This is a genomic window from Brevibacillus brevis (assembly GCF_900637055.1).
Lineage (GTDB): Bacteria > Bacillota > Bacilli > Brevibacillales > Brevibacillaceae > Brevibacillus > Brevibacillus brevis.
In genome coordinates, this window is the sequence record NZ_LR134338.1 from 3,425,547 (window position 1) to 3,439,863 (window position 14,317).

The 14,317-nt window shown below is 46.9% G+C and carries 12 protein-coding genes; 4 read left to right on the plus strand and 8 right to left on the minus strand.

All coding sequences use genetic code 11. The features are described from left to right. Positions 1 to 186: 186 nt before the first annotated feature. Positions 187 to 1,413 (plus strand): aminopeptidase, encoded by a 1,227-nt coding sequence (locus EL268_RS16145; protein ID WP_106655066.1) that lies wholly within the window; start codon positions 187 to 189, stop codon positions 1,411 to 1,413. Positions 1,414 to 1,516: 103 nt separating this feature from the next. On the opposite strand, the gene cdaS is transcribed toward EL268_RS16145, so the two are convergent. Continuing rightward, positions 1,517 to 2,131: a sporulation-specific diadenylate cyclase CdaS gene (cdaS, locus tag EL268_RS16150; protein ID WP_106655064.1), complete on the minus strand. Its 615-nt coding sequence runs from the start codon at positions 2,129 to 2,131 to the stop codon at positions 1,517 to 1,519. Between the two features lie 155 nt (positions 2,132 to 2,286). Here cdaS and EL268_RS16155 point away from each other — a divergent pair, with 155 nt between their 5' ends. Genes EL268_RS16155 through EL268_RS16165 form a run of 3 tightly spaced genes read left to right on the plus strand, consistent with a single transcriptional unit; the run spans position 2,287 to position 6,011 of the window. Continuing rightward, positions 2,287 to 3,762: a spore germination protein gene (locus EL268_RS16155; RefSeq protein WP_106655062.1), complete on the plus strand. Its 1,476-nt coding sequence runs from the start codon at positions 2,287 to 2,289 to the stop codon at positions 3,760 to 3,762. 50 nt (positions 3,763 to 3,812) lie between these two features. Next, a complete protein-coding gene (locus tag EL268_RS16160) occupies positions 3,813 to 4,856 on the plus strand; it encodes a Ger(x)C family spore germination protein (RefSeq protein WP_232029919.1) in 1,044 nt (347 codons plus the stop codon). A gap of 21 nt (positions 4,857 to 4,877) precedes the next feature. Then, positions 4,878 to 6,011 (plus strand): GerAB/ArcD/ProY family transporter, encoded by a 1,134-nt coding sequence (locus EL268_RS16165; RefSeq protein WP_106655060.1) that lies wholly within the window; start codon positions 4,878 to 4,880, stop codon positions 6,009 to 6,011. 4 nt (positions 6,012 to 6,015) lie between these two features. Here the strand turns inward: EL268_RS16165 and EL268_RS16170 are convergent, their stop codons facing one another. Genes EL268_RS16170 through nikB form a run of 7 tightly spaced genes read right to left on the minus strand, consistent with a single transcriptional unit; the run spans position 6,016 to position 14,254 of the window. Then, positions 6,016 to 6,780, minus strand: coding sequence for a LamB/YcsF family protein (locus EL268_RS16170; RefSeq protein WP_106655059.1), 765 nt, complete (start codon positions 6,778 to 6,780; stop codon positions 6,016 to 6,018). Between the two features lie 4 nt (positions 6,781 to 6,784). After that, complete coding sequence (locus EL268_RS16175; RefSeq protein WP_106655057.1) at positions 6,785 to 7,792, minus strand: 5-oxoprolinase subunit C family protein; 1,008 nt, start codon at positions 7,790 to 7,792, stop codon at positions 6,785 to 6,787. Further along, positions 7,793 to 8,542 carry a 5-oxoprolinase subunit PxpB gene (pxpB, locus tag EL268_RS16180; protein ID WP_106655055.1) on the minus strand — a complete coding sequence of 250 codons (750 nt, stop codon included), beginning with the start codon at positions 8,540 to 8,542 and terminating at the stop codon, positions 7,793 to 7,795. 36 nt (positions 8,543 to 8,578) lie between these two features. After that, on the minus strand, positions 8,579 to 9,226 hold the full coding sequence (gene pcp / locus EL268_RS16185; RefSeq protein ID WP_106655053.1) for a pyroglutamyl-peptidase I: 648 nt from the start codon (positions 9,224 to 9,226) through the stop codon (positions 8,579 to 8,581). Continuing rightward, positions 9,198 to 12,398, minus strand: a complete 3,201-nt coding sequence (locus EL268_RS16190) for a M14 family metallopeptidase (protein ID WP_106655051.1) — start codon at positions 12,396 to 12,398, stop codon at positions 9,198 to 9,200. Before EL268_RS16190 ends, pcp begins: the two co-directional genes overlap by 29 nt. Positions 12,399 to 12,410: 12 nt before the next feature. Then, on the minus strand, positions 12,411 to 13,322 hold the full coding sequence (locus EL268_RS16195) for an ABC transporter permease (protein ID WP_047069150.1): 912 nt from the start codon (positions 13,320 to 13,322) through the stop codon (positions 12,411 to 12,413). Beyond that, complete coding sequence (gene nikB / locus EL268_RS16200) at positions 13,319 to 14,254, minus strand: nickel ABC transporter permease (protein ID WP_106655050.1); 936 nt, start codon at positions 14,252 to 14,254, stop codon at positions 13,319 to 13,321. The genes EL268_RS16195 and nikB overlap by 4 nt, the downstream gene beginning before the upstream one ends. Positions 14,255 to 14,317 lie beyond the last annotated feature (63 nt).

A 14,317-nucleotide genomic window follows, 5' to 3' on the forward strand; every position in this document is an offset into this window, starting at 1 on the left:
ATTTGAATTTTCCTACAATTAACCAAAATAAACAAGTGGATAACTTGCTCGAAATAGGCCGTAATCTGTCTTTTTCTGCGCTTTCCTAGGAAATTCTTTCAAATCATAAGCAGGTGATTTCGGAGGGGAAGGTAAAATAGATAGAGTGCAAGTAAGCCTTTTGTTCTTAAAAGGAGGAAATGAACCATGTCTTTTGAAACCTTGTTTGACCGTTACGCTGATCTCGCTGTGAAAGTCGGCGTGAACGTACAGCCTATGCAAACGTTAGTCGTAACAGCTCCGCTATCTACTGCTCCTTTTGTGAGAAAGGTAGCCAAAAAAGCGTACGAAGCGGGTGCCAAGCACGTACATATTGAGTGGACCGACGATGAACTCACACGGATGAAATATGATTTGGCGCCTGATGAAGCGTTTCGTGAATACCCGCAATGGAAGGTACAGGGATTAGAGGAAATGGCGGAAAATGGCGCGGCGTTTCTCTACGTTTCTGCAGCGAATCCCGATTTGCTGAAGGGCGTGAGTCTTGACCGCATTTCTACTGCCAACAAAACAGCTGGTCAAGCTCTCCATAAATTCCGCAGCTATACCATGTCCGATAAAGTGAGCTGGTGCGTGCTTGCCGTTCCATCACCTGCATGGGCCGCCATGGTCTTCCCGCATTTGCCACAAGAGGAACAGGAGCCTGCCCTGTGGGATGCGATCTTCCGGGCCACACGGGCAGATATGGATGACCCTGTCCAAGCTTGGCATGACCATCATGCGACACTGAACAGCAAGGTGGATCAGCTCAATGCCAAACAATACCGCTACCTTCATTACGAAGCTCCCGGTACCAATTTGACGATCGAGCTGCCTGCCAACCACATTTGGATTGGCGGCGGAAGCCTAAATAAAGACGGTGTCTCCTTTATGGCCAACATGCCGACAGAAGAAGTATTCACCGCGCCATTAAAAGAAGGCGTCAACGGAACCGTTCGCAGCACTAAGCCTTTGAGCTATCATGGGAATTTGATTGAGAACTTTACGTTGACTTTTGAAAAAGGAAGAATTGTCTCGGCAACTGCTGAAAAGGGAGAAGAATCCTTGAAGCAATTAATTGAAACAGATGAAGGTTCGCATTATTTGGGGGAAGTGGCCTTGGTTCCTCATCTGTCCCCGATTTCCCAATCGAATATCATTTTCTATAACACACTCTTTGATGAGAATGCTTCCAACCACTTGGCGATCGGAAACGCTTATAGTGTGAATATTGAAGGTGGCGCTGACATGACCAATGAGGAACTGGCTAGCCGCGGTATCAATGTCAGTCTCACCCACGTCGATTTCATGATCGGCTCCGCCGAGATGAACATTGATGGAGAAACAGCTGACGGCAAGCGTGAACCACTGTTCCGCAACGGAAATTGGGCTTGAATCTAACCTAAGAAGACATAGCAAGAGGCTGGATTTCTGTCATTACCCTGACAAATCCAGCCTCGTTTAGTTCCCTGATGCAACGGCTTTTCGCGGAGCGTTTTCATGAGGGTGAAATAATCGGATACAAGTGCCCCTGCATGGCAAAGGACGCTTTCCCCGTTTCCTCGGAAACAACAACGATCAATGCATCGCTTTTTTCACTCAATCCCAGAGCAGCACGATGTCTGGTTCCCAACTTTTTTTCCCCTACCACAACCTGTGATAACGGCAGCACATTGGCCGCGGAAATGATATGATTTTCCCGAATCAGGACGGCCCCATCATGCAAAGGGCTGCCCGGATAAAAGATCGACTCCAGCAAGGAATGGCTCATCGTGGCCCCAATCGGTATGCCAGCTTGCAGCAGCAGATCAAGCGGGTCCTCGCGTTCAACGACAATCAATGCTCCTTGACGCCTTTTGGCCAAATGCTGCACAGCCTTGGACAAATCCAGATATTTTTCCGTATAGGGAGAGAGATAGCATTGCAAATAAAACGAGGCTGCTACTGTTTCGAGTCGGCTAAACTTGGTGCGTATTTGATCAAATGTCCCGAGCAGGCAGTCGTTTTCATTTTTCAAAGCATGTATGCTCTCATCTAACGTCACGGATATTCCCCGCAGCTCTTGCAGCAATTCCGCCTTCAGCGATGATGTATCACAGTTAACTTCCAGCATATGAACCCCTCAATCTCCATTTCTCTTCACGCCTCGTTCTTTGTTTGATTGTTCCCCTCCCCATAGGAAATCATTCTATTTCCTAGATGATAATTCCACTACAAACCGGACATAGTAAAACACAAATGATCAACAGCTTATGGAGCGAAAATGACATGATAACGAAATGGAATGAGTTTCTTTCCATCGCACGAGACTCATATGATTTTAAACATTACTCCCTTCTGGACGAGGAAAGTCCTTTTGTCATTTCGTACTATCAAACCTTGATAAAAACAGAGCTGCTGCAAAAAAACCTTTTACGACCCTATCAAGAGCGCATGGAAGCAAATGAATCGATCACGGACCTGCGCCACTTTTCCCGCTTTATCCATGTAGAGGATATTATTTATACAGACGACATACAGACAGTCGTCTCCAAAATGATGACGGGCTATGCTGCCATCCAACCGAAAGACAATCTGCAGATCTTCGCCCTCATCAACCTGTCCAATCGGACTGAAGGACTGCGAACCGACAACGACACGGAAAACGAGTTTAGTGTCGTTGGGCCTAAGGTAGGCTTTGTTGAAAACATCGATATCAACCTGCATCTCATCCGTCAACAAATCAGCACACCCAAATTAATCATTCGAGAGTTAACCTTAGGCACACTCTCTCATACGCGCATCGCCGTTGTCTATTTGTCTGGTATTACGAATCCTCAGCATATTGAAACCGTTGAGCAAAGACTACAGACGATCGACTTCGATATTATTTTTGATTCATCACAGCTCGATCAAATCATGAGTGATAATTCGAATACCCCTTTCCCACTGTTTCTGTCTACAGAAAGGATTGACCGGGTCATTTATGCGTTAACTCTTGGGCAGATCGTGATTATTTCCGATGCATCTCCGTATGTCATTACCGGTCCAACCACGATCTTTGATTTCTTCATTTCTCCCGAGGATTATTATTTACCGTGGATCTTATCGTCCTTGTTTCGGTTGATTCGTATTTTTGGTGTGCTTTTTTCTATCTTGATGACCCCTGCCTATACGGCGGTCCTCACTTTTCATTTGGAAATGATTCCGCAAGACATGCTGGCTCCCATCATTTTATCGAGGAAGTACGTCCCTTTTCCTCCCGTCTTGGAAGTGCTTTTCTTGGAGCTGACGATCGAGTTCTTGCGAGAAGCAGGTGCCCGGCTTCCGACAAAGGTCGGGCAGACTCTTGGAATCGTAGGTGGAATCGTCATTGGTCAAGCATCTGTAGAAGCAGCCTTAACCAGTAATATATTGCTGATCATCGTTGCTTTGTCGGCGCTTGCCTCTTTCACTACCCCCATCTACAAAATGTCAAATACGATCCGTTTCTTGCGCTTTCCGCTCATTATTTTGTCTGGAATATGGGGCGGGCTTGGGATTGCCATCGGTCTCATGTTCATGCTGACTCATCTACTTCAGCTTAAATCGTTAGGAACACCTTACCTTGCCCCGCTTTACCCTTTTCGCAGACGCAGCTTCGCGGACAGCTTCATTCGCTCTTCCTATAGTAGAACGGCCAGAAGGTCTGCTGTTATGCGCGTCATCTCGCAGTGGAGATACGATCCGGACAAGGCCACTCAGAAAAGAGACATTGATGAATAGATGAAGGAGCCATCGAAGAAACCATGGTTGCAAAGAGGAAATGGATTCTGGTGTTATTGATATGGATCATGACTGGCTGCTCTTCGACTCGAATCGTCAGCGAAGTACAACTGATTCATTCACTCGGGCTCGATCTCGAAGACCAAGAAATAAAAGGGGCAGCTATCACTCACGTGTACGGAAAGGAAAAGACACAGATAGAGCTGCTGGAAACAAAAAGCTCGAATTTATTTACGATCCTCCCTGACTTTAATACCATCACTCCTTCTCAAGTGGAGCTAGGGCAATTGCGTTCCGTCATTGTTGGGAGAAAATATGCTGAAAACGGAGTGGAAGCGCTGGTACATACACTTTGCCGCGATCCCTCTATTGGTTTTCGCCTTCAACTCGTTGTGGCGGAACCAGAGGCATTGACGATTTTGAAGGGCATCCGTCATACGCAAGTCCCTTTTTTCATCTCTGATAGTGTCGCTCAAAATATCAAAACGCTGAATTTGCCCAAGACCAACCTGCATATTTTCTTGTTCAATTTATACGGCGAGGGCCGTGATCCTTACCTTCCCTATTTCGTGATGCATAATGACAGAGTGAAGCTGGATGGTCTCGCGCTTTTTCGAGATGACAAATTCGTGCATCGCATCAATTCGAAAGAAAGCTTTTTGTTAAAAATCATGGTTGAAAAAGCCAAGAGTGGTCAAATTCCATTTGAAGTGACGATCAAGAATCGAAAAGAAACAGGGATGTTGAAAAATCTGCATTCCCATGCCGCCTTCGATGTCAAGATGACAGAATCCGTTCCCAGCATCAGGGTAAAGCTCATGGTAAATGGGCAAATCAGCGATTATTCGGAGTGGCTTCAATTATCCAATCCACAGGTATTGCGCCAAATGGAAAAAGAACTTTCCTCCTACCTGCAAAAGGAGGCGACGATTTTTGTAAAGCATTTGCAGAAGCTTGAAGTTGATCCGGTTGGATTTGGTGATTTGGTTCGTAGTCGAAGCACGTCATGGGACTACTTGCACTTCAAAAAGATTTACCCACAGATAAAAATCGCCGTGACGGCCTCGATTAAGCTGGAGCAAACGGGTGAGTAATGAATAACCAGGAGGGATCAGGTGAGTACTTCCATTCGGGAAAGCGCGATGGTTTCACCTTTTTTTGTATTCTTTCTCGTGCACGCCAATATCGTGGGGGTCGGAATACTGGGCTTTCAACGGACAATCGTAGCCCATGCCGGATACGATGCATGGATCTCCCTTCTACTTGCCGGGGCAAGCATCCATCTCATTATTTGGATGCTCTATTCTATGTTGAATGCGGGCAGCCAAGATCTGTACTCCCTTCACGAGCTATGCTTTGGAAAATGGCTAGGCAAGTTGATGAGCTTTGTCGTATTGATCTACGTTTGGATGGCTGCTTTTCTCATCTTGCGTTCTTACGTCAGTATTGTGAAGCAGTTTATTTTCCCTCTCATGCATACGTGGAGTACAACGCTGATAATCTTGCTCCTCATTCTGTACATTGTTGCTGGCGGTTTTCGCACGGTTACGGGCGTCTGTTTTTTAGGTGTGGTGATCCCGGCGATTTTAATGCTTCCTTTATTTCTATTCCCTTTCGAGTACGCTCACCCAAATAACCTGTTCCCGATGTTTTCGCATAACCTCACCGCTTTGATCGCATCTGCCAAAGACGCTGTTATCAATTATATGGGCTTTGAATTAGTGCTCTTCTACTACCCGTTTATCAAGCGAGCAGCTCACTCGCAAAAATGGGCCCATGCTGGCGTCCTTTTCAGCACGCTCCTTTATGTAGCCGTCGCCATCGTAACATTTCTCATGTTTAGCCACGGTGAACTGGATAAGATTATTTGGCCGACCTTGACCATGCTCAAAATCGTCGAAATTCCGATTTTGCAGCGATTGGAGTTCATTGTGATCTCTATATGGCTGTTCGTGATTTTGCCAAACATCTGTCTCAATCTATGGGGGGTTACCCGCGGAATGAAACAACTATTGGGCATCAGTCAAATCCGCGCCCTTTTGCTTCTCCTCATATTTTTGGCAATGGGTTCCTATCTGCTCGAAGGTACGACTCCTTTGCTCATGGCACTCGATTTTTATGGGAAAGTGAGCATCCTTTTCATTTATGGCTATATCCCGCTGCTGTTCTTGCTCTTCCTTCTCTGGGGGAAAAAGCGAGGTACTGCACGATACCAGACTCCCGGTGCAGAAACAGAAAAAGCCCGATAGATGCCTATCGAGCAAAACGTGTTGAGATTGTAATGCCAGCTCCTAACAAAGCTTCTCGGATATTCTGCGCGAATTCCAACGCATGGGCACCGTCGCCGTGAATACAAATGGAATCGGCCTGAATCGGGATATCCACGCCTTGCTGGGTCAAGACGCGTCCCTCGCTTATCATACGAATGACTTGTTGAAGGGATTGCTGTTGGTCCGTAATCAGCGCATTCGGGTGACTGCGTGGTGTCAGCGTGCCATCCTGCTGATACGTACGGTCGGCAAACACTTCGTGCGCAGTAGCTAGTCCGATTTTTTCGCCAGCACGTGTCAATTCGCTCCCCGCCAAGCCATACAACACCAGTTCCGGATTTACTTTGTAGATGGCCAACGCGATCGACTCGGCCAGAGCGGGTCTTGTGGCTGCCATATTGTACAGGGCCCCATGTGGCTTCACATGATGCATAACGCCCCCTTCTGCTCGTACAAACGCTTGCAGAGCGCCGATTTGGTACACGACTAGATCGTACGCCTCTTCAGGAGAAATCTCCATGTTGCGACGACCGAAGCCGACCAGATCGGCTAATCCGGGATGGGCACCGATTGCCACACCTGCCTCCAGAGCCATTTGCACTGTTTTTCTCATCGTCGCAGGATCGCCAGCATGGAAACCACATGCCACATTTGCAGAGGTGATATAGGACAAAATTTCTTGATCGTTGCCCAACTGATAGGCGCCAAAGCTCTCTCCCATATCACAGTTTAGATCTACTGTTTTCATCTTTTTACCTCCATCCCACGGTTACTTCTATACCAAGCTTGATCGCCTTCATCAATGCATCCCTCTCGATAAGCGCCTTTTGAGCATCACGCAGAGAAATTTCTTGAAAGTGAATCTTTTCGCCTGGCCGCAACTGGGCGACGATCGGCAAATCTATAGTGGGCACATAGCCTATCTTCGGATAACCTCCAATCGTTTGTCTGTCTGCCATCAGGATAATAGGTTGACCGTTTGGCGGTACCTGTATCGTACCAATGGTGACCGCAGCCGAGATCAGTTCCATTGACTGCGTAAGTTCGAGCGCCGGTCCTGTTAAGCGATACCCCATCCTGTCTGATTGAGTAGACACTTGAAAGGTTTGTTCGAAAAAGCTTTGACGACTCTCTTCCGAAAAATCTGCGAATTGCTCGCCTAGTATCACCCGTACAACCGCTTCTCCATTTTTTACAAACGTACTTGAAGGAATAAACCAATTCGCCTGGTAGAAGGGAGCCGCTCCTGCCTTTTTTTCCAATTGGTTAGCGAGAAATTGGCTGAATGAACCTGGAGAGCTTTGAACTAGCTTATCTCCTGCCGCAAGCATTCTACCTGCAAAGCCTCCGAAGCTTCCACGGAGATTCGTACTACGACTTCCCATCACAAGTGGCACATCCCATCCGCCTGCGACTGCGAGATAGGCGCGACAACCTTCATTGGCCAGGCCAACCTTCAAGATGCTTCCACTCCTGATCCAGACTGCTCGATTGGGCAGGACGGATCTATCATTGATCGTGACTTTGAAGTCACCACCACAAATGGCTATTAGCATGTCCTTATGAAACAACAAGCTTGGACCTCTCATCGTCAGCTCCAGAACCGCATCCGTTTGTTGATTGCCAACTAACATGTTCGCAATCTGTACAGCTTGCTTGTCCATCACCCCACTGACACTGACCCCATACTGCTGAAAGCCAAATCTACCTGTATCTTGAACGGTCGTGCAAAGTCCTGGCGTAATCACCTCTACACTCACTTAGTACACCTTCTCCCCGTTATCGTATTCCCGCTCGGAGATGGGACGGAAGCGAACTTTATCACCAGCGCACAAGAGACTTGGAGAACTTTCACCTGCCTGAAATAAGCTCAATGGTGTTCTTCCGATAATTTGCCACCCACCTGGGCTCTCTATCGAATAAATACCTGTTTGCAATCCTCCGATTCCTACACTACCCTTCGGAATAGATAGTCGTGGCGAGGAACGTCGCGGCGTGGCCAGTCGTTCATCCATTCCTCCGAGATACGGAAAGCCGGGAGCAAATCCGATCATGTACACCAGGTACTCTGTTGTCGAATGGATCGAAATCACTTCCTCTATACTAAGACCATTTTGTTTGGCAACAACCTCCAGATCCGGCCCAAAGCTCCCACCGTAACAAACCGGGATTTCTACCAGTCTGTACTCTTTAGAGTGAGTGTTGGAGATTTGCTGCGACATTTGCTCAAGAATAGCAACAGCACGATCGTATGGCAAAATATCATCAAGTGGATCGAAAAGAGTAATCGGATCGTAATAGACTGTAACAGTCGTAAAGCCAGGTACAGATTCGATCATCCCGGGGAAAGGATGCTCCTGTAGGTATTCAGAGAATTGGATGACCTTCTCATGGGTCTGTTGATCGATAACCTCTCCTAGTTTGACCATGACACCCGAGTCCCCAAGAGGAGAGAATTCATATCTAGGCAACGGTTTTCCCTCCATTTTCGAATATCGGCACTGCCACATGAATGGAATGGAAGGGAGGAGGTTTTCTCCTCCTGCTCAGCTAATTTGTCCGCCTTCCATGACAATATCCCGATCATTAGATATGGTCGTCTCGATTGCCAATCGCAAGCCTTTTACAATTGTTTCTAACGCCATGCTTGGCTGCCCTGCTTGCTTTGCTGCCTGTTCAGGCAAATAAGGGATATGGATGAACCCTCCACGTATGGAAGCTTTTTTCTCAGCAAGGTAATGCATCAATCCATAAAAAAGATGGTTGCACACATATGTACCCGCCGTCTGCGATATGGAAGCCGGAATTCCTTGTTGTTTTAACTCGTGTACAATCGCTTTGATTGGCAATGTAGACCAGTAGCCAGTAGGACCATTTTCCCTGATCGGTGTATCAATCGGCTGATTTCCTTCGTTATCCGGGATTCGAGCATCATTGACGTTAATCGCTACACGCTCAACCGCAATATCTCCTCGTCCACCTGCTTGTCCGATACATAACACGATGTCCGGATTCGTTTCATCTATCGCTGTGTACAGATGTTCGATAGATTTTTCAAAAACCGTAGGAATTTGGCGCAGCTCTACTTTATACAAATCAGACTTGATTTTTCCCAGCTCTTTTACTGATTCCCAAGCAGGGTTAACCATTTCTCCACCAAAAGGATCAAACCCTGTTACTAAAATGGTCTTCATGATTGCCTCCTCCGATCCGCATCGGTCTCATTCGTGTAAGTCGAATATGGTCTTGTCTATACTGTCGCGAAACACGCCGTGGGCTGGATGCCACACACTGCATGACAGCACGATTGAAAACCTTATGTGTTTCTATGCAATCTCGCAATGCTCCTCCCGCGACCGTCTCATCAGCCGCTTCGGTTATTAAATCAAGCGTCACCCATTCAGGAAAACGAGAGAGTAAGGAAGGAGAGGTTCTGTTCGGCTTTGTAGGCCAACGATAAAACAAGAAATCTTGATCAGTAGGCAATGGGAAAATGGCGGGCTCCCAATTATGTCCATACCGAATGTAGCGCTCGATAAAGCGTTTATTTTTGTTCCACAGACGCGGATGATGTCTCAGCCCTTCCTCGGCTGCCTTTTGAATCGTATCAAGAGCGACAGCATGATGAGGATAGTCAGATCGCTCCATCTCGCGGCCAATTCCGTAAAAGAGTGAGATCGGCATCCAATAAGATACAGGGAATCTTGGCGGGCTATTGTACCCTGCGAATGGTTGTGTCCATTCATGCGAAGGGATTCCGTGATCATCAATGATCACATCCGGCAACCAGCGATAAAACAGTTGGGGAACTACCCGCGATTCGCCAAAGACACTCGGCTGAAAACGGTGATTGGTATATTCTAATCCAACGGCATTATAACGGGCAGCATGATGCTTCCAAAATGGATTATCTTTGACGAGCTCTTGATGCAGTGCGACCCCATCCGGATTCGCAAATGGAATCACGACCAGATTGAAACGAGTAAGCCAATCCATTTTTTCGGTTATGAGCTCTGCTACTAGCTCACGTGCAGCAGGCATACTGGAAACCTCGTTTGGATGATGTCCGGTTTCGAGCAAAATGGTTGGTTTATACAGAGATAGCTTGTGAGTTGATACGTATGTGGAAATCTGGGGTGCTGTTACTTCCACTGCAAAAATCGGCCTTCCTTCAAACGATTTCTCTACTTCCCAGATATGCACAGAGGGATGAGTAGCCAGCTCTGCCCATTCGCCCATATTTGGATGATGGCTTCGGTGTAGATAAGGAAGCTTCCGTTCTTCGATGCTGGTACTCTTTTCGTTCGTTCTCAGGATGCGTGCTTTTACAGGAGCAGATTGCTCTGCCTCGAAGTATAAATGAGTCGTTTTGATAGAGAAAGCTGGTTCCTCTTTATATTCTTTTACGCGAATGGTTGCCACTGGAGAGCTTGCTGGTTTGACCATTACAAATGGTCGCACCGCCCCAGGAGAATTCCACGCCACTCCCGTTTTTCTTTCACCCAAATACGCATAGTAGTCCAGCGTATAAAAATAAATATCTTCATGCAACGCTTCTAACGACGATATTGTTTCTTCGTCTATGTTTAGCCGTTCTTCCTGTTCACTCATAGTGACGGTTACCTCTATCGAATGAAAGAGCGGAAAGTTTCCTTGATACGGTTCATTTTGTTTACATAACAATCCTTCCGTCAACTCAGGTAAAAATTGCTGCGTATAGAATTGCCAAAACCTCTCTCGATCCGTAGGAACCAAGAATTGTTCTTTTGTTGTTCCATAGGAGAAGAAGAGTCCTGACGTAGTTGGATAAGCTCGACTTTGCTCGTCGGCATACGGCACTGTGGATACAGGTACATCCAAATTCCATGTACCTAAGTGCTCCAATCCGACTCCCCAAGCCTCGACTTGGTAAGTATAAGGTAGGTTCTCATCCATCACAAATGATACTTGCGACAAGGACAAGCCCAATTCTTTTTCCAACAACTGATCAACCGGGTATAATTCTTGAAGCCATCGATGAGAAAGCTCCATCCCGCCTTCTCTTTCTTCTCGTTGGAAAGAGATCAAAATTCGCTCTACTCGTTCCCCTGTACGTACAAGAGACGGCAAAATCGTTTCTTTTATCCAGCACAAACCTGGCTTAAAAGCAGAGTGAATATGTACCGTACTATCGCTATCCGGAAGCAGCTCCGTGATTGCGCTCTTCCAGCATCGCTCCAACGCACGTCTAATCTCTTTTGGTTCTGACAAAAACGCGGTGACCGCAAGCGGAGAAGATAAGCACCCAGCCGTTTCCTTTTGACTAACAATCGCGATCAACCGCTCATGAAACAACTGTTCTATCTCATTTCGCTCGCCCTGGTCTTTCCATGTTTTCTCTATAAATAAGGGGAATTCCTTCACTTTTGGCTCTTCTAATTCCTCCCATGCACCAAAAGTCCCCCCGAGCCGGTGCGAAGTGGCAGTCCCGAGATAATCAAGCGCCGCAACAATCGCTTGTCCTCCCCCTGAAAGCTGGATGACTCTTGTTGTCTTTTCTTTAGGGTCTGAGATTACTTCGACCACTCCACTTGCTAGAGGTGCTTCACAATTCATGTGTAAAGAAAAGGTGAGCTCCGCAATCCGATTTGCTTCTCCTGTGAGCGGGAAAAGTATCCCGGTCGAAGCTAGACCAATCCGAGCTGCAAAGCGGGCGGCAGACATAACCGCCTCTGCAGTATGGAGCCCTGTAAAAAACACATCTGTCCGACTCGTTAAATCCGTACGCCCTGCTTGATAGAACCCTGCCGTTGTCCAAAGCTCTGCCAAACTATCAAGCGGAGTTGGTCTCTCTACGATAGGACTTCCCTCATGCGAACTCATCAGCCCATACTGGGGTATCGCAATTTGATAGACAGGTGAAGCATCCGCACAAACATATAGTTGAACTTCATGTAAAGAACAACGAATCCTTTCAATGTCACCGAGTGAAGTGGTTGCAGGTGCTGCATCTGTCCAATACGCCGCCATCCAGCGCAGTAATCGGCTAAGACTCTCCTCGCTTCCACCAACGAAAGCAATTCGATTGTTCCCTCGATCGAGAGTGCATGACGCATCATCCACGTCGCAGGATGGCTCAATACATACTGTGCAAAGCCACTCACCGCTTTTCGTGCTGCTAGCAGCCATCGGTGAATCTTCCATACGAATGGAAGGCAGATCCAGCTCACTTGTTTCAAGGCCTAATCGGGCGCAAAAATCAATGAATCCTTCTACGACGATTCCCGTTTGAAAACAGAAGGAAACAGACAATGAATCAGCTACACCGTCATTGTTTCGGTCGGCAACTAACCCTTTCGATGTAAAAATTTCACCTAGCCCTCTCATTGGTTAGCCCCCTTACACGCGCAGATTTGGATCTAGCTCATCACGCAGCCAATCGCCCAGCAGGTTAATTCCAAACACCGTAATCATAATGGCGATGCCAGGGAAAGTAGCAACCCACCATGCCGTCTCCAGATAGTTTCGACCGTCTGCCAGCATGCCTCCCCATGTAGGAATCGAAGGGTCTACACCCAACCCAATAAACGTCAGCGATGCTTCCAATAAAATGTTGGTGGCTACATTTAACGTTGCCAATACGATGATCGAAGAAGAAACGTTTGGCAGAACATGTTTTCTGATGATCCGCAAATTCGTAGCCCCGATTGCTTTGGCAGCCTGGACGTATTCCATTTCTTTTACACTCATGACCTGTCCTCGAACCAGTCGCGCAAAGCCTACCCAGTTACTGATCCCCAGAACAAGTATGAGCTTCCATAGACCTGCCCCAAAGACCGTCATGACAATAATCGCAAACAAAATGAAAGGGAATGCCAGCTGTACATCTGCCAAGCGCATTAACAGATCATCTACCCAGCGTCCGTAAAAGCCTGCGATGAGGCCCAGAATTACCCCGATAACTAAGGAAATCAGTACGGATACGACACCAACCAATAACGATATTCGTGCTCCGTAAATGATTCGGCTGAGTAAGTCACGTCCTACCTGATCGGTACCTAGCAAATACTCGGATTTCCCAGTATCGTCCATCCACGAGGGAGCAACTAGCCGTGCACGCAAATCAGCTTTATCAGGAGTGGATGGCGCAATTACCGGAGCGAAAAGTGCGGATACGACGGCAAGCATAAGCAAGAACATCCCCGTCATTGCCCACGGATTTCGAACGAATCTTCTGCCCATCTTGCTCCATTTTCCACGTTTTTTGATTGGTGGATTGGTCTGATTGTTTGTAACTGTCGCTGTCGTCATTCGCTTTTTCCTCCTCCCTGCCTAATACGTGGATCAATAAAGCCATAACTGATATCAACCAACAGGTTCACGAAGATCATCAAAAATGACAAGATAATCACAGAGCCTTGAATCACTGGAAAGTCGCGTTGCGATATCGCGTCAATCAGCATACGCCCGATACCTGGCCATGAAAAAACTTGCTCAATAATCACGGTACCGCCCAACAACGTTCCAAATTGTAGTCCAATAAAGGTTACCGTTGGGATTAATGCGTTTCGCAAGCCATGCTTGATGATGACAAGCCATTCCTTGATCCCTTTGGAACGGGCCGTATTGATATATTGCTGATTCATTACCTCCAGCATGGAAGAGCGAACTAATCGAGCCAAAATCCCTGACAAGATGAGTCCGAGTGCAACGGAAGGCAGAACCAAATACTCCAGACCTTCGTAACCAGAAGCAGGAAACCAGCCTAGCTTAACGGCAAATATGATGATTAACATGATCCCTAACCAAAAGTTAGGAAAAGAGATTCCTAGCAATGAAAAAATGCGTCCGAAAAAGTCAGCTACGCTGCCTCTGTAAACAGCGGAAATGATACCCACTGGAATCGCAATCAACAGGGCGACAAACATTCCCCCGAAGGCAAGCAGCAAAGTTGCTCCCATTTTCTCCTTCATCATGTCGATCACGCTCTCACCCGTTCGGAAAGAGGTGCCAAAATTACCGGTAAACATATCTTTTAAATAAAGCCCGAACTGTACATGAACGGGCTCGTCCAGACCCAGATTTTGCCGAAGCTCAGTAATTGCCTCTTTGGTAGGCTCACCTGCTTGAAACATGATCGATACTGGGTCACCAGTCATTCGCACTAGGACAAAAATGACAAGAGTAATAGCAAGAACGACAAAAACACTATGTAGTAGACGTCTAATTAAAAAGGCTGCCATCCCGCTCCTCCTTTATGAAAAGTGAAGGGAATAGAAGAGACATCTTCTACTCCCCTGTTCAAA